Origin of the sequence: Flavimaricola marinus (assembly GCF_900184895.1) — a bacterium.
GTDB classification, from domain to species: Bacteria; Pseudomonadota; Alphaproteobacteria; order Rhodobacterales; family Rhodobacteraceae; genus Flavimaricola; species Flavimaricola marinus.
The window spans coordinates 143,823-167,471 of sequence record NZ_FXZK01000001.1; the positions used below are offsets into that span (position 1 = coordinate 143,823).

Below are 23,649 nucleotides of genomic sequence, written 5' to 3' on the forward strand. Positions count from 1 at the left end.
TGACCTAGAAAATGCCGGATAATTAGCACTCCATGACTTACGATCTCTACATTGGCGACCGCACCTTTTCGAGTTGGTCCCTGCGCGGATGGCTCATGCTGGAGAAGTTCGGCCTGCCGTACAGAACACATCTGGTGGGCCTCTACTCTGGGACACTTGCGTCGGACCTCGCCGAATTGGCCCCCGCCCGAACGGTCCCGGTTCTCAGGACCGCCGAAGGGTATGTCGTTACCGACAGTCTGGCGATGGCCGAAACATTGGCCGAGCGGCATCCCGAAGCCGGCCTCTGGCCGAGCGATCCTGCCGCCCGTGCTCTGGCACGTTCCATGGCGGCTGAGATGCACAGCGGCTTTGGTGCATTGCGTGGCGACTGTCCGATGATGCTGGCCCATGGGTGGTCTGGCTTTCAGGCCTCGGAAGCCGTTATGGCGGACGTCGCTAGGCTGGAGACGCTTTGGACCCTAGCCCGGCAAAGCCACGGTGTAGATGGTCCTTGGCTCTTCGGCACCTATTCGCTGGCGGACGTCTTCTACGCGCCCGCAGTCACGCGCCTTGCAACTTACGATTTGCCGACCGGAGATGTCGCAAAGGCCTATGTCGAAACGACCCTGTCCGATCCCGCATTTCGGGCGTGGCGGGCAGAAGGGCTTTCTCAATCCTATGACCCGATGCCCTATCGGCAGAACGCGACCGAGGTGGATTGGCCATTCCCGTAAGCCCCGGCCCTCACAAAAGTTAACGCATTGCCAGTTGCGTTAACTATTCCTCAACCAATCCCTTGGCATCCATTAACCATTGGTTTTCGGGGAGAATGGTTATGGTGACAGTGGCCTACACGGTCGCTTTCGAAGGGGTCGAGGCGCGCATGGTCGAGGTGCAGTGTGCGCTCTCCTCTGGCGTGCCTGCATTCTCCATCGTGGGATTACCCGACAAGGCCGTCTCCGAAGCGCGGGAAAGGGTTCGCGCCGCGCTCACGACCATGGCAATCGCGTTGCCGTCGAAACGGATCACGGTGAACTTGTCGCCTGCGGACTTGCCCAAGGAGGGTTCCCATTTCGATCTGCCGATCGCCTTGGCGCTTCTGGCCGCGCTTGAAATCATACCGCAGGAAGAGATCTCGCATACGGTGTCACTGGGCGAACTCTCCTTGGGCGGGGCCTTGGTGCCTGTCGTCGGCGCTCTGCCCGCCGCGATGGCGGCAGCACAGGAGGACCGGTCATTGATCTGCCCGAAGGCCTGCGGTGCCGAGGCTGCCTGGGTGGGCGCGACCGAAGTCATCGCCGCGGGGACGCTGACTGAGATCATCAGGCATTTCACCGGCCTCAAGCCCATTCCCCCGGCCCAACCCGGTGAGGTGCAACAGGAAACGACCGCACGCGACCTGCGCGACGTCAAGGGACAGGAACGGGCAAAGCGGGCGCTCGAGATTGCCGCCGCCGGACGGCATCACCTGATGATGGTGGGGTCGCCCGGTTCTGGGAAATCCATGTTGGCCGCACGGATTCCGGGCCTCTTGCCGCCGTTATCGGCAGCGGAGGCTTTGGAAACATCGATGGTCCATTCCTTGTCCGGGCTGATCGCGGAAGGTGGGATCAGTCGAACACGCCCCTTCCGCGAGCCGCATCACACGGCGTCGGTTGCCGCGATCGTCGGTGGCGGTCGACGGGCCAGCCCCGGCGAGATCAGCCTCGCGCACAACGGCGTCCTGTTCATGGACGAATTCCCTGAGTTTCCGCGAACAGTGCTGGAGACCCTGCGCCAGCCTATCGAAACCGGTGAAGTCGTCGTCGCCCGCGCCAATGCCCACATCCGCTATCCCTGTCAGTTCATGCTTGTCGCCGCTGCAAACCCCTGCAAATGCGGCTTTCTGACCGATCCGGCTCGCGCCTGCGCGCGGGTTCCGCAGTGCGGTGAAGATTACCTCGGCCGCATTTCCGGGCCGCTGCTGGATCGGATCGACCTGCGGGTTGAGGTTCCGCCCGTGGCTTATACCGATCTTGATCTGCAAGCGACCGGCGACAGCTCGGCCGATGTGGCCAAACGGGTCGCCGAAGCCCGCGACATACAGACCGAAAGGTTCGCGGGGCAACTAAAGATCCGGGTCAATGCGGACGCCGAAGGGCGCTTGCTTGAAGACATTGCCACCCCGGATCAGGAGGGTCGCGACTTGCTGAGCAAGGTCGCAGAGCGGTTCGGCCTCTCAGCCCGCGGCTATCACCGTGTGTTGAGAGTCGCGCGAACGATCGCAGACCTTGCCGGTTCCGAGAACGTGCTCAAACCGCATATCGCGGAAGCCGTCAGTTATCGGCTCGCGCTGTCCAAGGAGGTCTAGACCGCGCGACGTGCCTCGATCGCTTCCCAAATCTTCGCCGCGACATTCGTCCCGTCGAAACGCTCGAGCTCTTGAATGCCTGTCGGGGAGGTCACGTTGATCTCGGTCAGCCAATCGCCGATGACGTCGATACCGACAAAGATTTGGCCCTTTTCACGCAAAAGCGGACCAATCCGATCACAGATTTCGCGGTCTCGGTCCGTCAGCGAAACCTTTTCCGGGCGACCGCCGACGTGCATGTTCGACCGCGTCTCGCCCGCGGCAGGGACCCGATTGATCGCCCCCACGGGTTCGCCATCCACTAGGATGACCCTTTTGTCACCCTTGCTGACATCGGGCAGAAATTTCTGCACGATCAGGGGCTCGCGGTTGATCCCCGAAAACATCTCGTGCAGCGAGGCGAGATTGCTGTCGCTCGAAGTCAGTTTGAATACCCCGGCCCCACCGTTCCCGTAGAGCGGCTTCAGGATGATATCACCGTGTTTCGCCCGGAATGCGCGGAGCGTTTCAAGATCACGCGCGATGGCCGTTGGCGGCGTGAGATCCTGGAACCGCAAAACCAGAAGTTTCTCGGGGTAGTTGCGCACCCAGAACGGGTCATTCACCACGAGTGTCCGGGGCGCGAGCATATCGAGCAGATGAGTCGTCGTTATGTAACCCATGTCGAAGGGCGGATCTTGCCGAAGCCACACGACGTCGTAGTCGCCCAGATCGACCTCGATTTCGGCGCCGAGCGTATAGTGGTCTCCCTTGACCCGCCGAACCGTCAGCGGCCAACCACGAGCGGTGACCCTGCCTTCCTGATAGGCCAGCTTGTCCGGCGTATAGTAAAACAGGCTGTGCCCCCGCGCCTGGGCCTCTTCGGCAATTCGAAAGGTGCTGTCAGCGTCGATATTGATGGGACCAATGGGGTCCATCTGGATGGCTATCTTAAGTGACATGCGTGAGACCTTTGCTTGCGGTTACGGCCAGATACATGGCTCATGCCTGCGCCGGGTGCAAGGATCAGCCTTCGCCGAAAGCGTTCTCGATGATCTGCACCGCGCCTTGGCCATCGACCAGCGCAAGATCGAACCGGATGTCTGTCAGCTGTCCACGCGGTTCGCCCCCGAGGAACTCTGTCGCCGCACTGCAAATGCGATCCATCTGCCGTCGGCTCAGCCGATGCGCCGCCTGACCGAACGTTCGGCTTTTCTTCACTTCGATGAATATGACCTGATCTCCGTCGCGGGCGATCAGATCGATCTCGCCGCCCGAACCTCGCCACCGACGGTGCACAACCTTGCCGCCACGACAGGCATAGTCGCGCGAAACGATGTCTTCGGCAGCAAGACCGGCGTAGTGGTGAGTGGTGCCGCGATGTTTTGCCTGCATGTGAGGTCTCGTCCGTTTTAGCTTAGGTCTCGTCAGCGTCATCCCCGGACGACAATTCCAGAGCCAACTGATAGATTTGCCTGCGCGGCAGCCCCATTGCCCCGGCAACGGCCGTCGCCGCATCTTTGACGCGCATCGTCCGCATCGCCATTTGTAATGCGGACTTTATGTCATCGTCGGTGGCCTCGGCCTGAGAAGGCCGGCCCACGACAACGACGATCTCACCCTTTGTCGGGTTCGTCTCATACCAATCGGCGAGGTCCGCCAATTGGCCGCGCCGCACCTCCTCAAATCGTTTCGTCAGCTCCCGACACACGGCAGCCTGCCGATCTTCTCCCAGATATGATGCGCAAGTCCTTAACATCTCGCTAATGCGTTTGGGGCTTTCATAAAAGACCAGTGACATGTCCAGGGCCCGCAGCCCCGCGAGTTCGGTTTCTCGTTGGGCCTGTCCTGACGGCAGGAACCCGATGAACGCGAAGCGGTCCGTCGGCAATCCCGCGACGGCCAGCGCCGCGAGGACCGCGGAAGCCCCCGGAGCGGCAAAGACGGGAAGGCCCTCCGAGATAAGTGCCCGCCCGAGCGCATAGCCCGGATCGGCCACAAGCGGTGTTCCGGCCTCCGAGACGTAGGCAACCGATTTGCCGCTCTTGACCGCACTGACGATCCCGGCTCGCTGTGCAGGGCCGGAATGGTCGTGGTAGGCAATCACGGATCGCCCGCCCAGCGGCACGCCGTGGATCTCCATCAGCTTTCGTGCGGTCCGGGTGTCTTCGGCAGCGATCAGGTCGGCGTTTGCGAGGATGTCCAACGCGCGCAGCGTGATGTCTCGTGCCGTGCCGATCGGTGTCGCGACGAAATACAATCCAGCGGAAATGGGCTTATTGTTGAAATTCATACCTAGACCCTCGCGACCTCCGCTTTATGATACACCACCGAGGTTGCCGTGCCCTCTGGGGCCGCATATAGGGCCCCAATTGGTCCGATGGCATCACCAAAAGGGAGTGGAGAGTCATGTTTGCCCGTTTGATTGGTCGCCGCAAGGCCGCTAGCCGTCTTTTTGTTTTCATGTCGCTGGCATGGCTGGCCGCGTGCACAGCCGTCTCGGTTCCCGGCACCGGCGGCAACGACGGGCCCCGGATCGATCCGACGGCGCCGGTTCCCGTTGCGCTTCTGGTCCCGACGGGTTCTGCGGACAGCTCAAATGAATTCCTCGCACAGAACCTCGAAAACGCGGCCCGGCTCGCGATTTCCGACTTGAACGGTGTCGCCATTGATCTGCGGGTCTATTCGACCGGCGCCAATCCGACCCAAGCCGCCAATGCCGCGGCCACAGCCGTCAACGAAGGGGCGAAGATCATTCTTGGCCCGCTGTTCGCCGATTCCGCGAATGCGGCTGGTGTCGCCGTTGCCGCCAGCGGCGTGAACGTCTTGGCATTTTCGAACAACACGACGATCGCAGGGGGCAACGTGTTCGTTCTCGGGCCGACATTTGGAAATACCGCCGATCGCCTGATCCGCTATGGCGTGCGCAATGGCTTGAATACCTACGCAGTCGCCCACTCGGACGATTTGCAGGGCAATCTGGGCCGGGATGCTATCCTGTCCGCCGTGCGCAACAACGGGGCAACCGTCGCTTCGGTGCAAGGTTACGCCCTTTCGCAAGAGAGCATCATCGCATCGTCGCCGCAGATCGCCCAAGCCAGTGCGGCCGCGGATGCCTTGTTCCTCACTGCCGGCGTCAATGCAGATCTACCGATCCTTGCGGCGACCCTGCCTGAAAGCGGGCTGGATCTTTCGGATACCCGTCTGGTTGGGCTGACCCGCTGGAACGCCGCGCCGCAGGCGTTGGCTCTGCCGGGCCTGCAGGGTGGTCTCTTTGCCCTGCCCGACCAGAACATGACCGCGATCTTCGAGAGCCGCTACACCGCCGCATATGGCGATGCCCCGCATCCGCTGGCCGGCCTCGCATACGACGGCATCGCGGCAATCGGCGCCCTTGTCGCGCAGGGTAACGCCGATGCCCTGTCCCGATCAGCCTTAACGCAGTCGCAAGGTTTCCAAGGTACCGCTGGCATATTCCGGCTCTTGCCGAACGGAACGAACGAACGGGGGCTGGCGGTTGCCACAATCCAGAACAATCAGGTGGTAATTCTTGACCCAGCCCCTCGCAGTTTCGGCGGCGCCGGGTCCTGACCCGGCCCCGGCCCGCGACCTCGAAAACGAAGACCATGCCGGGCTGATATGCCCGGCAAAAAGCATTTTCGACGCTGATGCCGTCGAAATCGCCTTGAAGGCGGCTTTGGCGGAGTGTCAGGACGCTCGGGAAATCCGAGCCGCGACCGTTTCTGTTCTTGGCGATGCACGCGCCAAGGGCATGGCGGCGATCGAGGCGGCCTTTTTGGCCGATCCCTTCAACTCCCGCCCGACGAAATACGCCTATTCTTGGCTGACCGACCAGATCGTGCGCGGAGTCATGTTGGTTGCACAAACCCGCATCCATCCCAATCCGAACCCCACCGAAGGCGAGCGCCTCGCGCTGGTCGCCATCGGTGGATACGGGCGCGGCGAGATGGCTCCGGCGTCAGACGTGGACCTGTTGTTTCTCACACCCTACAAGCTGACGCCCTGGGCCGAGAGCCTGATCGAGACCATGCTCTACATGCTGTGGGACCTGAAGCTGAAGGTGGGCCATGCCAGCCGGTCGGTCAAAGACTGCCTCCGACTTTCAAAGGAAGATTACACGATCCGCACCAGCCTGTTGGAATGCCGGTTTCTGACCGGCGATGAACAACTGGCAGAGAAGCTGCGCAAGCGCCTTTGGTCGGAACTCTTTCGAACGACGGCTCCGGAATTCATCGAAGCAAAGCTCGAGGAGCGCGCGGAGCGGCACCGCAAGCAAGGCGGACAGCGTTACGTGGTCGAGCCCAATGTCAAAGAGGGCAAGGGGGGCCTCCGGGATCTGCAATCGCTCTACTGGATTGCCAAATACGTCTATGGCGTTCGCAATGCATTCGACCTCGTCGAGAAAGGCGTCTTCACCCCGGATGAACACACGACGTTCGTCGACGCCGAGGATTTCCTATGGGCTGTGCGCTGTCACCTGCACATCCTGACCGGGCGTGCCGTGGAACAGTTGACCTTCGACCTTCAGGTCGAGGTTGCCAGCCGCATGGGCTATGCCGACGGTGGAGGCCGACGGGCGGTCGAACATTTCATGCAGGACTACTTCCGCCATGCCACGAAAGCGGGCGAATTGACCCGCATCTTTCTGACGGCCTTGGAAGCCACCCATACCAAGGCCGAACCGGTGCTGACGCGTCTGCTTTCCCGCCGCAAGAAGGCAAAGCCTCCCTATGCGATCAAGCAGAACAGATTGACCGTCGCTGACGAGAAGACGTTTCTGGACAGCCCTCTGAACATGCTCAAGATTTTTGAGGAGGCTCTGCGGACCGGGACATTGCTGCATCCGGATGCCATGCGCCTTCTGGCGGCCAATCTCGATCTCATCGGTCCGGAATTGCGAGCCACACCAGAGGCCAACCGGATTTTCCTCGACCTCATGCTCAAGCACGGCAATCCCGAGCGGGCCTTGCGTCGAATGAACGAATTGGGGGTGCTGGAGGCCTTCATTCCGGAGTTCGCACCCATCGTCGCGATGGTGCAATACAATATGTACCACTCCTTCACGGTCGACGAGCACATCATCCAATGCATCAGCCACCTGAGCCAGATCGAGCGAGGCGAGCTTGTCGAGGAGTTGCCTATCGCGAGCGGCATCCTCAAGCGGGGGATCAACCGCAAGGTTCTTTATGTGGCGTTGCTGCTGCATGACATCGGCAAGGGTCGCCCCGAGGATCATTCCGTCTTGGGCGCTCAGATTGCCCGCAAGGTCGCGCCCCGGTTGGGTCTCAACAAGAAGGAATGCGAAAACGTCGAATGGCTGGTTCGCTATCACCTGTTGATGTCCGACGTGGCCCAAAAGCGCGACATAGCCGAACCGCGGACGGTTCGTGATTTCGCCAAGGCGGTCAAGAGCAAGGAGCGCCTTGATTTGTTGACGGTCCTGACCGTGTGCGACATCCGCGGTGTTGGCCCGAATACGTGGAACAACTGGAAAGCGATGCTGATCCGCGGCCTGTATCGCGCGACCGAGCAGGCGCTTGAAACGGGGATGGAAGCCCTCAATCGCGACAATCTGGAAGCAGAGGCCAAGCGCAATCTGCGCGAAGTCCTGTCGGACTGGGACACGAAGGATTTGCGCAGCGAGACATCGCGCCACTACGGCCCGTATTGGCAGGGGCTGCCGGCCGCCGCCCATGCCGTCTTCGCAGAAATGCTGCGCGGTCTCGGCAATGACGAGATCCGCATCGACCTGATGCTCGACACGGATCGGGATGCGACACGTGCCTGCTTTGCCATGGCCGATCACCCGGGTCTGTTCAGCCGGATGACGGGCGCCTTGGCGCTGGTTGGCGCCAACATCGTCGACGCCCGGACCTATACCACCAAGGACGGCTTTGCGACGGCGATCTTCTGGATTCAGGATGGGGACGGGGCGCCCTATGAAGAAGCCCGCCTGCCCCGCCTTCGCAAGATGATCGAACGCACTCTCAAAGGTGAAGTCGTCGCGCGCGATGCCCTGAAGGAACGCGACCGGATCAAGAAGCGCGAGCGTGCTTTCCGGGTTCCGACATCCATCACATTTGATAACGAAGGTTCCGAGATCTATTCGATCATTGAGGTGGATACCCGCGACAGACCCGGATTGCTCTATGATCTGACGCGCGCCTTGGCTGCGAAGCATGTCTATATCGCATCCGCCGTCATCGCGACCTATGGCGAGCAGGTTGTCGATACCTTCTACGTCAAGGATATGTTCGGTCTGAAATACCATTCCGAGGCGAAGCAGAAGGCACTGGAAAAATTCCTGCGCGAAGCCATCGAGCGCGGTGCGGAGCGGGCGCGCGAATAGCCGACTGGCGAGCACCGATGCCCCCGCGAGGCTGCGCGATTTCTGCACGAATGCGACCCTTCCGGAGCCGATGCCCTTGGTATATGGCAAAGTCCGTAACTGCCCGGCGGAGCGCCTAAATTGAAACCGATCTCCCTCATTCGCGGCTTTGTCACTGTGGGCGTCTGGACGTTGATGTCGCGCGTGCTTGGATTTGTGCGCGATATCATGATCGCAGCCTATCTCGGCGCGGGCCCGGTGGCCGAAGCCTTTCTCATCGCATTTTCGCTGCCCAACATGTTTCGAAGGTTCTTCGCCGAGGGCGCGTTCAACATGGCCTTCGTGCCAATGTTCGCCAAGAAGCTGGAAACCGGCGACGATGCGGAGGGTTTTGCACAGGACGCCTTCACCGGCATGACGGTGTTGCTCAGCGTATTCACGGTGTTGGGCGTGGCGTTCATGCCGTGGCTGGTCTGGGCCATGGCGAGCGGATATGCGGGAGACGAACGTTTTACGCTGGCCGTAGAATTCGGGCGGCTCGCCTTCCCCTACATTCTCTTCATCTCGCTCGCGGCGCTTATTTCGGGCGTGTTGAATGCCACCGGCAGGTTCCTGGCCGCCGCTGCCGCCCCGGTTCTGCTCAACGTGATCTTTGTGGGAGCGATGCTGGTCGGCGCCTGGTACTATCCGGTGATCCCTGAAGCAGGACTGAGGCAGGTTATCGGCAACAGCCTTGCTTATGCCGTCCCCCTTGGAGGCATCGCGCAGTTGGCGCTTGTCTGGTGGGCTGCCTCGCGTGCCGGTTTCACCTTTCGCCCGCGCAGACCCCGGATGACCCCGGAACTCAAGCGTCTGGCGATCATTGCCGCGCCGGCGGCGCTGGCGGGCGGTGTGGTTCAGATCAACCTGCTGATCGGTCGGCAAGTGGCCAGCTATTTCGACGGCGCCGTTGCATGGCTGAGCTATGCCGACCGCCTTTATCAATTGCCCTTGGGCGTTGTGGGCATCGCTATTGGCGTGGTGCTTCTTCCAGATCTGTCGCGCCGTTTGGGTGCAGGCGATACTGCAGGCGGGCGTGACGCACTCAATCGGGCCGGCGAGTTGAGCCTTGCCCTCACCGTTCCCGCGGCCGTGGCGCTGTTCGTGATCCCGGTCCCTCTGGTGTCAGTGCTGTTCCAGCGCGGCGCCTTCAGCGCAGACGACGTCGCGGCGACCGCCCTCGTCGTCGCCGTCTACGGCATGGGCCTGCCCGCGTTTGTGCTTCAAAAGACCTTGCAGCCGCTTTTCTTTGCCCGGTCAGACACCAAGCGCCCGTTCTACTACGCCGTGGCCGCCATGGTGATCAACGCCGGGCTGGCCGTCGGCCTGTCGCCCAGCATCGGATATATTGCGGCAGCCTTGGGCACCACGCTGGCGGGTTGGGCCATGGTCGCAATGCTCTGGATCGGATCGCGGCAGATGGGGGATGCAGCAACGCTCGATGCCCGGTTCAAGCGCCGTATCTGGCGCATTCTGCTCGCGTCCGGAGTCATGGGGGTGGTGTTGTGGTGGTTGGCGGTGTTGATGACCCCGGTCCTAGGTGCCCCGACAATTCGCTACGCCGCACTCGCAATTCTGGTCGCGGCGGGGATGGTCAGCTATTTCTTGGCCGGCCATTTTCTGGGGGCGTTCCGGCTGTCGGAATTCAAGCGGGCGTTACGCCGCGGCTAGCGGGTTCGGATCCGCCCGAGAAATGCAGACCACCCTCCGGGCGCGACGAGAGGCGCGACCAGTATTCCGCCAAAGAAGCCGGCGACATCGGCGATCCATGTTGGATTTCCGCCGAAAAGCAGCCCGAACACTAGTTGCAGCGCCATCAGGAACCCGATCAGGCGAAAGGCTTGCAGTCGATTCTTGCCCGATGCACCCAATTGCAGCCACAGGATATAGGTGAATGCGCCGATCAGGCCGTAAACTGCGGGGTAGGCCCCGATCAGGGTTCTGTTTTCGGTGAGCACCATGCCAAAGACCGCAGCCCCGAACAGGATCGAGACCAGCACGATCACAAGCACGCCCGCCCAGTTGATCACGTCGCCCACGAACTTGCCCAGCGCCAGGAACAAGGCCCCGGCAAACAGGGCGTGGGTGAAGCTGGCATGCACAAACGGATAGGTCACAAACCGTTTGAGGATATTTGGATCGAAATTGCCTTGCGACGCCATGACATCCCACACCCGCACCGAGAATGCATAGTCCTCCACGACAGCCAGCCGCCATCCGATCGCGGTGGGTCCGCCGACGAGCCCGGTTGCTCCCAGAGAGAGCGCTCCTTCCACGGCAACGATCATCAGGACGATGATCACCACGACGGGCGGGATCGGATTGACCGGGTTTTCGGGTCGTTCTGACATTGCGTATCCTTTGTCGGCAGGACCACAGGTTGACGGTCCAATGCCGCATGGGTATGCGAGACAGACCCGCAAATCCAGACTGGATCGACCCCATGACCGACACCCAATTCACCCCGCGTGTGTTCTCCGGCATCAAGCCATCTGGCGGCTTGACGCTTGGCAACTATCTGGGCGCGATCAAGCGGTGGTGCGACATGCAGGGCCCCGCGTTCGAGACCGTCTTTTGTGTCGTCGATTTGCACGCAATCACCGTCTGGCAGGATCCCGCGGATCTGCGTGCCGGCACCCGTGAAATCGCGGCTGGCATGCTGGCGTCCGGCATCGATCCGACCAGATCGGTGCTGTTCAACCAGAGCCAGGTCCATGAACATGCCGAGCTGGCATGGATCTTCAACTGCGTCGCGCGCGTCGGTTGGATGAACCGCATGACCCAATTCAAGGACAAGGCCGGCTCCAATGCCGAAAAGGCGTCGCTTGGCCTTTATGCCTATCCGTCCCTGATGGCTGCCGACATCCTGCTCTATCACGGCACCCATGTGCCGGTGGGCGAGGATCAGAAGCAGCACGTCGAATTGACCCGCGATATCGCCGCCAAGTTCAATCACGACTACAAGGTCGACTTCTTTCCCATGACAGAGCCGGTCATCGAGGGCCCCGCCACGCGCGTCATGAACCTGCGCGACGGGACCAAGAAGATGTCGAAATCCGGCGAGAGCGACATGGAGCGGATCAACATGCTCGATGACGCAGACACCATCGCCAAGAAGTTCAAGAAGGCGCGGACCGATCCGGCGCCGCTGCCCGAAACCTTGGACGGATTGAAGGATCGCCCCGAAGCCCGCAATCTTGTCGATATCTTTGCGGCTTTGTCCGACAGCACTCCTGACAAGGTGATTGCCGAGTATTCCGGTGCGGGTTGGGGCCAGTTCAAGCCGGCGTTGGCCGATTTGGCAGTCGACAAGCTCGCCCCGATTTCCACTGAGATGCGCCGATTGCTCGACGACCCTGCCGAGATCGACCGCATTCTGCGCGATGGTGCGGAAAAGGCGCGCGCCATTGCCGCGCCGATCCTGGCCAAGACCTATGAGATTGTGGGCCTCCTGCGGTAGGTGGTCGCCAGACTCACTTGCTCTTAGGGCCGACTGCGCTTCGGCAGGTTCCAGTTCCGTGCTATGATCGCCACCGATCAAGCACGGGAGTTGGGCCATGCGCATCGCCACTTTCAACGTGGAAAACCTGTTCGACCGGGTCCGCGCCTTCAACGATCCGGACCCGGATACCCACAAGGATGTCCTGAAAGCGCACAGCGCGCTCAACCAACTCTTCGAGAAACCTGTCTACACCGAGGCCGACAAGGCCGAGATGCTGACGTTGATGGGCAAATTGGGGATCCTGCGAAGCGACGAGGGCCCCTTTGTCTGGCTGCGCCGCATTCGCGGCAAGCTGATCACGCGCCCCCGCCGGTCTGCCCCGAGGATCGTGGCGACTGGCCGGGGGGATTGGGTGGGTTGGTGTGAGCTCAAGACCGCGCGCGTCAAAGAGGAAGCGATCACCATGACCGCCCGGGTGATCCGAGACATGAATGCAGACGTGCTTGCCGTGGTAGAGGTCGAGAGCCGGCCGGTTCTCACGGAATTTCATGACAAGATCTACGTGGATCTCCCCGCCCTGCCCTACCGGCACATGATGGTGATTGACGGCAACGACCGGCGCGGCATCGATGTCGGACTGATGGCCCGCGAAGGATTTACCTTGCCCTCGATGCGCAGCCATGTCGACGAACTGGGCCAGAATGGTGAGCCGGTCTTTTCCCGCGATTGTCCGGAATATCTTCTGACGACCCCCGGCGGCGAGCGAATGGCGATTCTCCCCAATCACTTCAAATCCAAGTTCGGCGGCGATCAAGCCCGCTCAGATGCCCGCCGCCAAGAACAGGCCGAGATGACGGCAAGCTACTATGCCCGCCTACTCTCCGAGGGAATCGAGAACATCATCGTTCTAGGCGATTTCAATGACACCCCGGCCAGTGCACCTCTTTCCCCGATTTTCGAGACTTCGCTAAAAGAGGTAAAGCAGCATCCCGCCTTCACGGATTTCACCTTCGACGCCAATACCGGTCATCGCGGCATAGGCACATTTGGCACCGGTGCTGACAGTCTGGAGATCGACCACATCATGCTTTCCCCCGCCTTGTGGTCCAAGGTCCAGCTTGGCGGCATCTTTCGGAAGGGAGCATGGACGGCCTCGAACCGGTGGCCGATGTATCCAGAGCTTACCCGTGAAAGCTATGCCGCTTCGGATCATCATGGGGTCTGGGTCGATCTCGATCTCGATTGAAGCAATCTGCTCCGCCCGAATGTCACATTCCGGAATCAATCAGCCGATAGCGTGCTCGCACCAAGGGTCACTGCCGCAGCCTGTCCTACTTCGCGGCATCGGATCGCACGGCTCTTGATTACGCGTTGTCCAGCCCATCACAACGCGGCGCGTCCGAGTTCCCCGCTCGGACGCGCAACGGGTGCCGGATTTGCAGATTTGGGTCAGCCTTCGATATACTCGGCCGCGTAGTTGACCGGAAAATTGACGGATCGCGCAATGAAACAGGTCTCATGAATCCGTCCGTGCAACGCGTCGGCCAGTTCCCGGTCAGCGCTAGGCCCGAGCATTATCCTTGGCCGCAAGGTGGCACTGAGAAATCGACCGGCACCATTGGGCAGGCTCTCACCCACGGCGATCGGTTCATCCTCATAGGCCGACACCAGTATTCCCGCGTCGGACGCCAGATGCAGATACCATAGCATATGGCACGCGCTCAGAGCCGCAATCAGCATGTCTTCGGGATTGTGCAGCCCCGGATCGCCACCAAGAAGCGGATCGTTCGAACATTCGATGACCGGCTTGCCGGGTGTACGGACTTCCCATTTGCGGTCATAGCCGCGATAGCGGACGTTGCCCTGTCCGCGATTGCCGGTCCATGTCACTTTGGCTGTATAATTGTGCTCTGCCACTCCGTCGCCTTTCGTTGCCTTGCCGAAGTGCACCTCGGGTTCACTCCCCCGTTGCTTCGCCCTGCCGGTTCCGTCAGTATCCTGCTCTAGGTCAAGGGAGAGGACCATGCGGAAATTTCTGGTCGTGCTCGACGACAGCAAAGAATGCCTGAACGCAATCCGGTTTGCCGCGATGCGCGCCTCGAACACCGGTGGCGGTGTCGCGATATTGTCGATCATTCCGCCGGATGAATTCAATCACTGGATCGGTGTGGGCGAGATCATGCGCGAAGAAGCCCGCGACCGGATTCACGCGCACTTCGAAGTTTTCGCAAAGTGGATGCGCGACAAGCAGGGCGTCGACCCTGAACTGGTGATCCGGGAGGGCGACGCCGTTCCCGAGATCATGGGGCAAATCCGGGACGATCCGGATATCGGTGTCTTGGTTCTGGGCGCTGGGACCGACAACAAGGGCCCCGGTCCTTTGGTCACGCAACTGACCCGGAATGCCGGCAGCTTGCCGATCCCGATCACCATCGTGCCCGGCGACATGTCCAAAGAGCGGCTCGAAGCCATCACCTGACCGCGATCAAAGCGACAACATGGCAGTGATACTGTCGCACTTGGCCTGAATTCCTCACGCCTCTGCGAGCCGTTTGTCGATTTTTTTGCTTTTTTCAAATTTTTTTCGTGAACGAGAAACGCGGTTTTTGGGCACTGGTTCGGGGCTCAAAGCCGGGTTCCATAGGAGTTCTGTGCATCCGTGATTTGCTCATTTTGCGTGGATGCACAGAACCACCATCCACGTCCGGAAAATCTCACAATCAAGCGCGATCTGGCTCACAAACGCGTGAGATTTTCCGTGATATTTCAAAGTCTTTTCAAACATCAAACCGTTCCCAAATGTCATTCACCGACGACGGAAACGAACCGCCGCCACGTATCAGACACACGAAACAACAACACGTTAGGAATACACCATGTCCATCAAGATGATCGCACTTGCCGCCGCAACAGCTGCCGCCACCGCTTCCATTGCCCAAGCTGAAGTCAGCTACTTCACATTTGGTGAATCGCTGGAAGCAAGCTCCAACCTCGACCTCGGGACCATCCGCTCGTCCGGCGAAGGCGTCGTCGAGATTTACGACTACCGCGGCGGTGAGCAAGGCGCTCTGCTCGGCTCGACCGTGGTGCACGCCGGTGCCAACCAAGACGTCCGCGTCTTCGTGGGCCAAGACCCCAAAGCCGACGTTCTCGCTGTGATCAAGGTCAACGGTCAGACCGTCGCCGTCAAGGATTACGACGTCGTCGGCATGTAAGAGGCAACACCTCTTGCCTTAATGCGGCGGCCTCAGGGTCGTCGCCCTTCCCCATCAAAGAAAACCAAACTTCAAATCAGGAGACTACCATGTCCATCAAAATGATCGCACTCGCTGCCGCAACTGTTGCTGCAACCGCTTCCATCGCCCAGGCAGACGTCAACTACTTCGCATTCGGCGAAACCCTTGAGGCCAGCTCGAACCTCGACCTCGGCACGATCCGCGCCGCCGGCGAAGGTGTCGTCGAAGTCTACGATTTCCGCGGCGGCGAGCAGGGCGCGCTGCTCGGCTCCACCGTCGTGCATGCAGGTGCGAACCAGGACGTTCGCGTCAACGTCGGCAACACCCCCTTGGCCGAAGTGCTCGCCGTGATCACCGTCGACGGTCAGACTGTGGCTGCCAAGGACTACCAAGTCTCGAAGCGATAACATCGCATCGCGTTTTTGCGCTGCACGGGGTCTGCCAGCAATGGCGGACCCTCTATGCGTTTTGATTGGCCATTCGGGTGCTTCCCAGTTTAGAATGGTTCCAATCCTTGACTTCAACGGACCTTGGGCGCATATCTACAATCCTGACAGAAAAGGTTGGCCAACGATGTTCATCCAGACGGAATCGACCCCAAACCCCGCAACGCTCAAGTTTTTGCCCGGCCAGAATGTGCTCGAGGTCGGAACGGCCGATTTCGCGAGCGCTGAGGCCGCGGCACAGTCCCCCCTCGCAGCCCGCATCTTCGCAACTGGCGGTGTCACAGGCGTGTTCTTCGGCGTAGACTTCGTCACCGTGACGAAGGCTGACGATGTCGAGTGGGATCACATCAAGCCTGCGATCCTTGGCGCTGTGATGGAGCACTACCAATCCGGTCAACCGGTGATGGCGGGTGACCATGCCCCCGCATCCGGCCATGCCGAACACAGCGGCGAGGACAGCGGAATCGTCGATCAGATCAAAGAACTGCTCGACACCCGCGTGCGCCCCGCCGTGGCCCAAGACGGCGGTGACATCACGTTCCACGGCTTTGAGCGCGGCATTGTCTATCTGCATATGCAGGGTGCTTGCGCCGGTTGCCCGTCGTCGACTCTGACGCTCAAGATGGGGATCGAGAACCTGCTGCGCCACTACATTCCTGAAGTGGTCGAGGTGCGCCCTGTCGCGGCCTGAGCCTATTCTGCTGGCGTTTGACACATCGGCGGCGCAATGCGCCGCCGCAGTGCTGATTGGTGATCGCTGCGTCGTTCGGATCGATACGATGGCGAAGGGGCAAGCGGAACATCTCATGCCGATGTTGGGCGAGATGTTGCAGGCCGAAGGTCTGGACTGGTCCGATTTGGACGCCATCGGCGTGGGTATCGGCCCCGGAAACTTCACCGGCATCCGCATCAGCGTCTCCGCCGCTCGAGGTCTGGCCCTCGGGTTGGGCATTCCTGCGATCGGCGTGGACGGCCTTTCGGCTCAGGTCTTTGGCATCTCGGGCAATGTCGTCTCTGCGCGGTCCGCACCGCGAGACCGCGTCTACCTGCAAAGCTTCTCCAATGGCGCACCGACTGGCGCGGCGAGACTGTGTGATCTGACGGAGGCTGCAACAGTTACAGAGACCTTGCCCGCCGATGTCCAGGTTGTCGGCAGCCCGGCCGAAATGCTTGGGGAAAAATTGGGATGGGCACCCTGCCCTGCACAAGTCACGTTGGTCGAAGGCGTCGCACGGATAGCATCCGCCCGTCGACTATTGCCAAACGACCGCCCGGCCCCGCTGTACATGCGGAACGCCGATGCCGCGCCCTCGAAAGACCCGGCTCCGGCCCTGCTTCCATGAAACCCGCCGATCTGGCACGGATTCATCAGGCCGCGTTCACCGAGACACGGGCGTGGAGCGTAGACGAGTTCGAAAACTTGATGGTGCAAGCCGGTATCCTGCTGACCTCATCCGGCCCGGCCTTTGTCCTCGGAAGGATCGTGGTCGACGAAGCGGAAATCCTGACGCTTGCCTGCGACCCGGCGGGCCAGCGTCACGGACATGCCACGAATGCGATGTCCCGGTTCGAGGAAGAAGCCGCGCTCCGGGGAGTGGAGCGGATATTCCTCGAGGTCGCCGAAGACAACGAGCCCGCCCAAAATCTTTACGCTTCGGCGGGCTACACAGAAACCGGGCGCCGCCCTGGCTACTACCGCACGGTTTCCGGCCAACGAGTCGCAGCGTTGATCCTATCGAAGGCGCTCCACACGGAATGACCCAGCGTCAGAAGGCGATTCTCTGGGCAAATGACTGTGCGCGAGGCAGTTTTCACCGAAAAACCTGTTGACCCTTCCGGCGTCGCATTGCCTTATCTGTCAATGATCCGGCCCGGTGCATTTCTGCGCCGCGATGGTTCGCATAACAGGCGGGGACTGCCACCCCGCGAAACAAGTCCTGGGAGACCCAAATGACCCACGTAACGAAATTCCTCGGCGCGACAGCCGCGCTTGCCCTGTCCGCAGGTGCCGCATTGGCCGAGCCCGCCCTGATTTTTGACCTTGGCGGCAAGTTCGACAAATCCTTCAACGAGTCTGCCTTTAACGGCGCAACACGTTGGGCCGAAGAGACCGGCGGCACCTTTGCCGAGACCGAGCTTCAGTCCGACGCCCAGCGCGAGCAGGCCCTTCGCCGCTTTGCCGAAGCTGGCAACAACCCGATCGTGATGGCCGGCTTCTCGTTTGCAACGCCGCTTGCCGAAGTCGCAGGCGACTATCCTGACACCAAGTTCGTGATCATCGACATGGTCGTCGACGCGCCGAACGTCCGGTCGGTTGTGTTCAACGAGCACGAAGGTTCCTACCTTGTCGGCATGATGGCCGCGATGGCATCCGAGACCGGCACCGTGTCCTTCGTGGGCGGCATGGACATCCCGCTGATCCGTCGGTTCGCCTGTGGCTACGCGCAAGGCGTATTGGCTGCCAACCCGGATGCCAACGTCGTCGCCAACATGACAGGCACAACGCCTGCCGCATGGAACGACCCGGTCAAAGGCTCCGAACTGACGCTGGCACAGATCAGCCAGGGCTCTGACGTCGTCTTTGCTGCCGCAGGTGGCACCGGCGTCGGCGTTCTACAAACCGCCGCAGACGAAGGCATCCTGTCCATCGGCGTCGATGCCAACCAGAACTACCTGCACCCCGGTCAGGTTCTGACGTCGATGATGAAGCGCGTCGACAATGCCGTCTACGAAGCCATGAGCGCCGGCGAGATGGTCGAGACCGGCTTCAACGTCATGGGTGTTGCGAACGGTGGTGTCGGCTATGCCGTTGACGAGTTCAACGCTGACCTGATCACCGAGGAAATGCAGGCTGCCGTTGACGCCGCCGCTGCAGATATCACTGCGGGCACTCTGGCTGTTCATGACTACATGAGCGACGAGACCTGCCCGGCTTTGACTTTCTAAAAACCGGTTCAGGCCAATACGAAAGGGCCGCGCAGGACATGTCCTGCGCGGCCCTCTGCAAATAGGGTGGTGGGCAACATGACAGATAGCGTTTCACAGTTCTTTGCCGCATGGGCAGACTCCGATCCGACGACCAGAGACGCCGCGATCGACGAAAGTTTGGGAACGACGATCTTCTATGCCGACCCGCGCACCGAAGCTCCTCTGACGACTGCGGATGCCGTCAAATCCTATGTCGGTCAGTTCTCAGAAATGGCACCGGGCATGCCCGTCTCTGCGGTCAACATCTCGACCACTCTGAACTTTGCCCGTGCGACCGTGCATTTCGGCGCTGGTGAGCGGGTGCAGACCGGCCAGTACATCGCCGATCTGGATGATGCGGGCAAAATCACCCGTCTGGTAGGATTTGTTGGAATGGGCGCACCAGAATGACCGCACCGGCCATTGAACTCAAAGGCATCTCCAAGGCCTTCGGGGCCGTTCAGGCCAACAAGGACATTTCGATCCGCGTCATGCCGGGCACGATCCACGGCATCATCGGCGAGAACGGCGCGGGAAAATCCACGCTCATGTCGATCCTCTACGGGTTCTACCGCGCCGATTCCGGCGAAATATACATTTCCGGCCAAAAGACTCCGATCCCGGACAGTCAGGCAGCGATTGCTGCTGGCATCGGCATGGTGTTTCAACACTTCAAGCTCGTTGAAAATTTCAGCGTCCTCGAGAACATCGTTCTGGGCGCCGAGGACTCGGCCCTGCTCCGGCCATCGCTGGCGCGCGCCCGCAAAGAGCTGAAATCACTGGCCGAGGAATACGAGCTGAACGTCGATCCCGATGCCTTGATCGAAGATATCGGCGTCGGCATGCAACAGCGCGTTGAGATACTCAAGGCCCTGTATCGCAAGGCCGACATCCTCATTCTCGATGAGCCAACCGGCGTGCTGACACCTGCAGAAGCAGATCAGCTATTCCGGATCCTGGGTCGATTGAAGGACGAAGGTAAGACCATCGTCCTGATCACCCACAAGCTGCGCGAGATCATGGAAATAACCGATACGGTCAGCGTCATGCGACGTGGCGAGATGGTCGGACACGTACAAACGGCAGAGACATCGCCCCCCGAATTGGCTGAACTGATGGTTGGCCGCAAGGTCCTGCTCAGGGTTGAAAAGAAGCCGGCCACGCCCGGAGCCATGGTGCTTGACGTGCGTGATCTGAACGTCACTGACGACAAGGGTGTCCACCGCCTCAAGGGCGTCAGCTTCAACGTCCGTGCGGGTGAGATCCTCGGCATTGCCGGAGTCTCGGGCAATGGACAGTCCGAATTGCTCGAGGTTTTGGGCGGCTATGAGAAGGCCACCGGAACAATCCAGCTCAATGGGACCGAGATCGATCTGAGCGGCCGGCATTCAGACGGCCAGAGTCGCCGTGCCCGCGGAATCGCGCATGTGCCCGAAGACCGGCAGCGCGAGGGCCTGATCATGGATTTCATGGCCTGGGAGAATATCGCCTTCGGCTATCACCACGAGCCGCAATATCAGAAATCCAGACTTTTCATGGATCTGGCTGCCATCAAGCAAGACACCGTCGACAAGATGTCCCGCTTTGACGTCCGCCCCCCCGATCCGCGCCTTACGGCCAAGAACTTTTCGGGCGGCAACCAGCAGAAGATCGTGCTGGCGCGCGAAATCGAACGCAATCCCGACCTGCTGCTCATCGGACAACCGACACGTGGCGTAGACATCGGCGCGATCGAGTTTATTCACCAACAGATCGTTGCGCTGCGGGATCAAGGCAAGGCGATCTTGCTCGTCTCGGTCGAACTTGACGAAATCCTCAGTCTATCGGATCGGATTGCCGTGATGTTCGACGGCAAGATCATGGGTGAACGACTGCCAGAGCAGACAAACGTCAAAGAACTGGGCCTGTTGATGGCCGGCGTCACCGGAGAGGCAGCCTGATGCAGAAAATGCCGCAATGGGCCGATGTGGTCCTGATCCCCCTGATTTCCTTGCTTCTTGCTGCGATCCTGTCCGGCCTCGTGATCCTCGCGATCGGCGAAGACCCGATCAATGCGCTCAAGATCATGGTCGAGGGCTCCATGGGGTCGAAATACGCGTGGGGCTATACGCTGTACTATGCGACCAACTTCATCTTCACGGGTCTCGCGGTCGCCGTCGCATTCCATGCCCGCATGTTCAACATCGGCGGCGAGGGCCAGGCGACTTTGGGCGGCCTCGGCGTCGCGCTTTGCTGCCTCTATCTGCCGTGGCCGCATTGGTCTCTGGCATTGCTTGGCGCAATAATCGCCTCTGCGGCATTTGGTGCGCTGTGGGCCCTGATTCCGGCCTATTTGCAGGCGAAACGCGGCAGTCACATCGTGATCACGACGATCATGTTCAACTTCATCGCGGCCGCTCTGTTGAATTACATGCTGGTCAGCGTGCTCAAGCCGGCGGGTTCGATGGAACCGGCGACACCGAAGTTTCCCGACACCACCCATTTGCCGAATTTCTCCGAAATGTTGGCTCCGCTTGGCATCGAATTTTCGCGCGGCGCCCCTGCCAACGTGAGCTTTCTCGTCGCCCTGGTGGCATGTGTATTCGTCTGGGCCCTGATCTGGCGCACCCGCCTGGGGTATGAAATCCGCGCCTTCGGTCATTCGGAAAGCGCCGCGAAATACGCCGGTATCAGCCCGACAAAGATCATCCTCGTGTCCATGACGATCTCAGGCGCACTTGCGGGGATGATGGCGCTCAACAACGTGATGGGCGAGGCCGAGCGTCTGGTTCTCAATGCCACTGAAGGCGCCGGTTTCATCGGTATCGCGGTCGCGTTGATGGGGCGCTCGCATCCCTTCGGCATCTTGCTGGCGGCGCTGCTGTTTGGCGTGCTCTACCAGGGCGGCGCAATCCTGAGCCAAGACACGACGATCCCGGTCCAACTGGTTCTTGTGATCCAAGCGCTCGTGATCCTGTTTACAGGTGCTTTGGACAACATGGTGCGAGTGCCGCTGGAAAAGCTCTTCCTTGCCATCAACAAAGGCCGCAAGACGGCTCCCAAGGCGGCGGAGTAGACCCATGGATTTTCTCACACTCCTGCAACTTCTGGACGCGACGATCAGACTTGCCACGCCGCTGCTCCTTGCTTGCCTCGCGGGCCTCTTCTCGGAACGTGCGGGCATTTTTGACATCGGGCTCGAGGGCAAGATGCTCGCCGCCGCCTTTACCGCTGCAGCGGTCGCGTCACTGACGGGGAGCGTCTGGGTAGGCTTTCTCGCCGGAATATTCGCTTCCCTTCTGCTGTCGGCCCTGCATGGCCTCGCGTCGATCACATTCCGGGGCAACCAGCTCATTTCGGGCGTGGCCATCAACTTCCTCGCGTCCGGCCTGACGGTCCTGATTGCGCAATCTCTGTTCGCGCAAGGCGGGAGAACGCCTTCCTTGAGCGGGGATGCTAGGTTCAACCCCATTCAATGGCCGGGTGCGCTCGCCCGGATGCGCGAGATCATGCAAGCCGGCCCCTTCCAGCAGTTCTATTCAGAGCTCATATCCGGCCATACGATCATCGTTTATCTGGCGGTTCTGACTGTCCCGGCAAGTTGGTGGCTCTTGTATCGCACCCGTTTTGGTCTTCGCCTTCGGGCAGTCGGGGAGAATCCCGCCGCCGTCGACACGGCCGGAATATCGGTTGTCGGCCTGCGGTTTGCGGCCGTCGGGATTTGCGGCGTGCTTTGCGGAATTGCCGGGGCGTATCTTTCCACCGGCCTTCAGGCTGGATTTGTGAAAGACATGACCGCCGGCCGCGGTTATATCGCCTTGGCCGCGTTGATTTTTGCCAAGTGGAGGCCGTGGTATGCTCTCTATGCCTGCCTGTTGTTCGGCTTTCTCCAAGCCATCGCGCTGCGCGGAGACGTGATTGAATCCGTCCTTGGATTCCGCATTCAAGTGCAGCTTCTGGACGTGCTTCCATACATTCTCACCGTGATTATTCTTGCCGGTTTCGTCGGCAAGGCGATCCCCCCAAGAGCCGGAGGCGAACCCTATGTCAAAGAGCGCTGACCTCGTCTCGCTCATACAAGCCAAGGCCGGGAGCGAACCTGTTCGGCTGGCCTTGATTCTCGGGTCTGGACTTGGCCACTTGGCAAACACCGTGGACGGTGTGTCGATCCCGTATTCCGAATTGCCCGGATTTCCCCATGCCGGTGTATCGGGCCACAATCCCAAACTGGTCGTCGGTGTGTTCGAGGGCCAACGCGTCGCCGTCCTTGGTGGTCGGGCGCACTATTACGAGGCCGGAAACGCCTCGGCGATGCGCCTGCCGCTAGAAGTGGTCAAAGGCTTGGGGGCGGATACGTTGATCGCCACAAATGCCGCGGGCTCCATGGACACTTCGATGCCGACCGGTTCGATCATGTGCTTGACCGATCACATAAACTTCTCGGGCCTCAATCCGCTAATTGGCGAGCCAACCGACGCCCGTTTCGTCCCCATGAAAGACGCCTACGATCTTTCACTTCGGGCGCAGCTCATCAATGCCGCAAAAGCAACGGGCACCGAAATGCACCAGGGCATCTATGCATGGTATTCCGGCCCATCCTTCGAGACCCCTGCCGAGATTCGGGCCATTCGGATGTTGGGCGCGGACGCGGTCGGAATGTCCACCGTGCCGGAGGTCATTCTGGGGCGCTTTCTCGGTCTTCGCTGCGCGGCCATCTCTACCATCACCAATATGGCCGCCGGAATGAGCGATGAATCCATCAGTCACGAGCATACCAAGGCAATGGCTCCGATCGGGGCAGCCAAGCTCGAAACCGTACTACGCGCAACACTAAGGCACCTTACTTGATCCCGTTTGCGTCGATTCCGATGTCGCGGGGC

24 protein-coding genes are annotated in these 23,649 nt (G+C 60.5%); 19 read left to right on the plus strand and 5 right to left on the minus strand.

Features of this window, described 5'->3' with window-relative positions; all coding sequences use genetic code 11:
- Positions 1-32: 32 nt before the first annotated feature.
- The gene (locus LOM8899_RS00710; protein ID WP_093990249.1) at positions 33-716 is read left to right on the plus strand and encodes a glutathione S-transferase; all 684 of its coding nucleotides are present in this window, start codon (positions 33-35) and stop codon (positions 714-716) included.
- 101 nt (positions 717-817) lie between these two features.
- Positions 818-2,332, plus strand: coding sequence for a YifB family Mg chelatase-like AAA ATPase (locus LOM8899_RS00715; RefSeq protein ID WP_093990250.1), 1,515 nt, complete (start codon positions 818-820; stop codon positions 2,330-2,332).
- Here LOM8899_RS00715 and gshB read toward each other — a convergent pair.
- From gshB to rsmI, 3 genes are all read right to left on the minus strand, one after another.
- On the minus strand, positions 2,329-3,273 hold the full coding sequence (gene gshB, locus LOM8899_RS00720; protein ID WP_093990251.1) for a glutathione synthase: 945 nt from the start codon (positions 3,271-3,273) through the stop codon (positions 2,329-2,331). The two genes, LOM8899_RS00715 and gshB, sit on opposite strands and share 4 nt — an antisense overlap.
- A 64-nt stretch (positions 3,274-3,337) precedes the next feature.
- Positions 3,338-3,706 (minus strand): YraN family protein, encoded by a 369-nt coding sequence (locus LOM8899_RS00725; RefSeq protein ID WP_093990252.1) that lies wholly within the window; start codon positions 3,704-3,706, stop codon positions 3,338-3,340.
- A gap of 22 nt (positions 3,707-3,728) precedes the next feature.
- Complete coding sequence (rsmI, locus tag LOM8899_RS00730) at positions 3,729-4,604, minus strand: 16S rRNA (cytidine(1402)-2'-O)-methyltransferase (protein ID WP_093990253.1); 876 nt, start codon at positions 4,602-4,604, stop codon at positions 3,729-3,731.
- Between the two features lie 116 nt (positions 4,605-4,720).
- On the opposite strand from rsmI, the gene LOM8899_RS00735 reads away from it, so the two are divergent.
- The 3 genes from LOM8899_RS00735 to murJ all read left to right on the plus strand — a co-directional run bounded on the left by LOM8899_RS00735 (position 4,721) and on the right by murJ (position 10,370).
- The gene (locus tag LOM8899_RS00735; RefSeq protein WP_093990254.1) at positions 4,721-5,902 is read left to right on the plus strand and encodes a penicillin-binding protein activator; all 1,182 of its coding nucleotides are present in this window, start codon (positions 4,721-4,723) and stop codon (positions 5,900-5,902) included.
- Positions 5,862-8,681 carry a [protein-PII] uridylyltransferase gene (locus LOM8899_RS00740; RefSeq protein WP_093990255.1) on the plus strand — a complete coding sequence of 940 codons (2,820 nt, stop codon included), beginning with the start codon at positions 5,862-5,864 and terminating at the stop codon, positions 8,679-8,681. The genes LOM8899_RS00735 and LOM8899_RS00740 overlap by 41 nt, the downstream gene beginning before the upstream one ends.
- A 120-nt stretch (positions 8,682-8,801) precedes the next feature.
- Complete coding sequence (gene murJ, locus LOM8899_RS00745) at positions 8,802-10,370, plus strand: murein biosynthesis integral membrane protein MurJ (RefSeq protein WP_093990256.1); 1,569 nt, start codon at positions 8,802-8,804, stop codon at positions 10,368-10,370.
- On the opposite strand, the gene LOM8899_RS00750 is transcribed toward murJ, so the two are convergent.
- A complete protein-coding gene (locus LOM8899_RS00750; protein WP_093990257.1) occupies positions 10,367-11,050 on the minus strand; it encodes a rhomboid family intramembrane serine protease in 684 nt (227 codons plus the stop codon). The two genes, murJ and LOM8899_RS00750, sit on opposite strands and share 4 nt — an antisense overlap.
- A gap of 92 nt (positions 11,051-11,142) precedes the next feature.
- On the opposite strand from LOM8899_RS00750, the gene trpS reads away from it, so the two are divergent.
- Positions 11,143-12,159: a tryptophan--tRNA ligase gene (gene trpS / locus LOM8899_RS00755; protein ID WP_093990258.1), complete on the plus strand. Its 1,017-nt coding sequence runs from the start codon at positions 11,143-11,145 to the stop codon at positions 12,157-12,159.
- 97 nt (positions 12,160-12,256) lie between these two features.
- Positions 12,257-13,387: an endonuclease/exonuclease/phosphatase family protein gene (locus tag LOM8899_RS00760; RefSeq protein ID WP_093990259.1), complete on the plus strand. Its 1,131-nt coding sequence runs from the start codon at positions 12,257-12,259 to the stop codon at positions 13,385-13,387.
- A gap of 203 nt (positions 13,388-13,590) precedes the next feature.
- On the opposite strand, the gene LOM8899_RS00765 is transcribed toward LOM8899_RS00760, so the two are convergent.
- Positions 13,591-14,058: an OsmC family protein gene (locus LOM8899_RS00765; RefSeq protein ID WP_245820395.1), complete on the minus strand. Its 468-nt coding sequence runs from the start codon at positions 14,056-14,058 to the stop codon at positions 13,591-13,593.
- A gap of 106 nt (positions 14,059-14,164) precedes the next feature.
- On the opposite strand from LOM8899_RS00765, the gene LOM8899_RS00770 reads away from it, so the two are divergent.
- The 12 genes from LOM8899_RS00770 to LOM8899_RS00825 all read left to right on the plus strand — a co-directional run bounded on the left by LOM8899_RS00770 (position 14,165) and on the right by LOM8899_RS00825 (position 23,617).
- Positions 14,165-14,620 carry a universal stress protein gene (locus LOM8899_RS00770; RefSeq protein ID WP_093990261.1) on the plus strand — a complete coding sequence of 152 codons (456 nt, stop codon included), beginning with the start codon at positions 14,165-14,167 and terminating at the stop codon, positions 14,618-14,620.
- 397 nt (positions 14,621-15,017) lie between these two features.
- Entirely contained in the window at positions 15,018-15,356 is a 339-nt protein-coding gene (locus LOM8899_RS00775; protein WP_093990262.1) for a hypothetical protein, read from the plus strand.
- An 89-nt stretch (positions 15,357-15,445) separates the two neighbouring features.
- Positions 15,446-15,784, plus strand: a complete 339-nt coding sequence (locus tag LOM8899_RS00780; protein ID WP_093990263.1) for a hypothetical protein — start codon at positions 15,446-15,448, stop codon at positions 15,782-15,784.
- A 166-nt stretch (positions 15,785-15,950) separates the two neighbouring features.
- Positions 15,951-16,514, plus strand: coding sequence for a NifU family protein (locus LOM8899_RS00785; RefSeq protein WP_093991339.1), 564 nt, complete (start codon positions 15,951-15,953; stop codon positions 16,512-16,514).
- Positions 16,515-16,524: 10 nt separating this feature from the next.
- Complete coding sequence (gene tsaB, locus LOM8899_RS00790; RefSeq protein ID WP_093990264.1) at positions 16,525-17,166, plus strand: tRNA (adenosine(37)-N6)-threonylcarbamoyltransferase complex dimerization subunit type 1 TsaB; 642 nt, start codon at positions 16,525-16,527, stop codon at positions 17,164-17,166.
- Positions 17,163-17,582 carry a GNAT family N-acetyltransferase gene (locus tag LOM8899_RS00795; protein ID WP_093990265.1) on the plus strand — a complete coding sequence of 140 codons (420 nt, stop codon included), beginning with the start codon at positions 17,163-17,165 and terminating at the stop codon, positions 17,580-17,582. Before tsaB ends, LOM8899_RS00795 begins: the two co-directional genes overlap by 4 nt.
- A gap of 191 nt (positions 17,583-17,773) precedes the next feature.
- Positions 17,774-18,769: a BMP family lipoprotein gene (locus tag LOM8899_RS00800; protein WP_093990266.1), complete on the plus strand. Its 996-nt coding sequence runs from the start codon at positions 17,774-17,776 to the stop codon at positions 18,767-18,769.
- 78 nt (positions 18,770-18,847) lie between these two features.
- On the plus strand, positions 18,848-19,201 hold the full coding sequence (locus LOM8899_RS00805) for a nuclear transport factor 2 family protein (protein ID WP_133064954.1): 354 nt from the start codon (positions 18,848-18,850) through the stop codon (positions 19,199-19,201).
- Positions 19,198-20,730 carry an ABC transporter ATP-binding protein gene (locus LOM8899_RS00810; protein WP_093990268.1) on the plus strand — a complete coding sequence of 511 codons (1,533 nt, stop codon included), beginning with the start codon at positions 19,198-19,200 and terminating at the stop codon, positions 20,728-20,730. The genes LOM8899_RS00805 and LOM8899_RS00810 overlap by 4 nt, the downstream gene beginning before the upstream one ends.
- Positions 20,730-21,845 (plus strand): ABC transporter permease, encoded by a 1,116-nt coding sequence (locus tag LOM8899_RS00815; RefSeq protein ID WP_093990269.1) that lies wholly within the window; start codon positions 20,730-20,732, stop codon positions 21,843-21,845. Before LOM8899_RS00810 ends, LOM8899_RS00815 begins: the two co-directional genes overlap by 1 nt.
- Before the next feature lie 4 nt (positions 21,846-21,849).
- Positions 21,850-22,830 (plus strand): ABC transporter permease, encoded by a 981-nt coding sequence (locus LOM8899_RS00820; RefSeq protein WP_093990270.1) that lies wholly within the window; start codon positions 21,850-21,852, stop codon positions 22,828-22,830.
- Positions 22,814-23,617, plus strand: a complete 804-nt coding sequence (locus LOM8899_RS00825) for a purine-nucleoside phosphorylase (protein WP_093990271.1) — start codon at positions 22,814-22,816, stop codon at positions 23,615-23,617. The genes LOM8899_RS00820 and LOM8899_RS00825 overlap by 17 nt, the downstream gene beginning before the upstream one ends.
- The last annotated feature ends 32 nt before the right edge of the window (positions 23,618-23,649 follow it).

Bases quoted from the DNA above. Each gene is read 5' to 3' on its own strand.
- LOM8899_RS00710 (WP_093990249.1), top strand. From the start codon at position 33: ATGACTTACGATCTCTACATTGGCGACCGCACCTTTTCGAGTTGGTCC.
- LOM8899_RS00715 (WP_093990250.1), top strand. From the start codon at position 818: ATGGTGACAGTGGCCTACACGGTCGCTTTCGAAGGGGTCGAGGCGCGC.
- gshB (WP_093990251.1), bottom strand. From the start codon at position 3,273: ATGTCACTTAAGATAGCCATCCAGATGGACCCCATTGGTCCCATCAAT.
- LOM8899_RS00725 (WP_093990252.1), bottom strand. From the start codon at position 3,706: ATGCAGGCAAAACATCGCGGCACCACTCACCACTACGCCGGTCTTGCT.
- rsmI (WP_093990253.1), bottom strand. From the start codon at position 4,604: ATGAATTTCAACAATAAGCCCATTTCCGCTGGATTGTATTTCGTCGCG.
- LOM8899_RS00735 (WP_093990254.1), top strand. From the start codon at position 4,721: ATGTTTGCCCGTTTGATTGGTCGCCGCAAGGCCGCTAGCCGTCTTTTT.
- LOM8899_RS00750 (WP_093990257.1), bottom strand. From the start codon at position 11,050: ATGTCAGAACGACCCGAAAACCCGGTCAATCCGATCCCGCCCGTCGTG.
- trpS (WP_093990258.1), top strand. From the start codon at position 11,143: ATGACCGACACCCAATTCACCCCGCGTGTGTTCTCCGGCATCAAGCCA.
- LOM8899_RS00760 (WP_093990259.1), top strand. From the start codon at position 12,257: ATGCGCATCGCCACTTTCAACGTGGAAAACCTGTTCGACCGGGTCCGC.
- LOM8899_RS00770 (WP_093990261.1), top strand. From the start codon at position 14,165: ATGCGGAAATTTCTGGTCGTGCTCGACGACAGCAAAGAATGCCTGAAC.
- LOM8899_RS00775 (WP_093990262.1), top strand. From the start codon at position 15,018: ATGTCCATCAAGATGATCGCACTTGCCGCCGCAACAGCTGCCGCCACC.
- LOM8899_RS00780 (WP_093990263.1), top strand. From the start codon at position 15,446: ATGTCCATCAAAATGATCGCACTCGCTGCCGCAACTGTTGCTGCAACC.
- LOM8899_RS00785 (WP_093991339.1), top strand. From the start codon at position 15,951: ATGTTCATCCAGACGGAATCGACCCCAAACCCCGCAACGCTCAAGTTT.
- LOM8899_RS00795 (WP_093990265.1), top strand. From the start codon at position 17,163: ATGAAACCCGCCGATCTGGCACGGATTCATCAGGCCGCGTTCACCGAG.
- LOM8899_RS00800 (WP_093990266.1), top strand. From the start codon at position 17,774: ATGACCCACGTAACGAAATTCCTCGGCGCGACAGCCGCGCTTGCCCTG.
- LOM8899_RS00805 (WP_133064954.1), top strand. From the start codon at position 18,848: ATGACAGATAGCGTTTCACAGTTCTTTGCCGCATGGGCAGACTCCGAT.
- LOM8899_RS00810 (WP_093990268.1), top strand. From the start codon at position 19,198: ATGACCGCACCGGCCATTGAACTCAAAGGCATCTCCAAGGCCTTCGGG.
- LOM8899_RS00815 (WP_093990269.1), top strand. From the start codon at position 20,730: ATGCAGAAAATGCCGCAATGGGCCGATGTGGTCCTGATCCCCCTGATT.
- LOM8899_RS00820 (WP_093990270.1), top strand. From the start codon at position 21,850: ATGGATTTTCTCACACTCCTGCAACTTCTGGACGCGACGATCAGACTT.
- LOM8899_RS00825 (WP_093990271.1), top strand. From the start codon at position 22,814: ATGTCAAAGAGCGCTGACCTCGTCTCGCTCATACAAGCCAAGGCCGGG.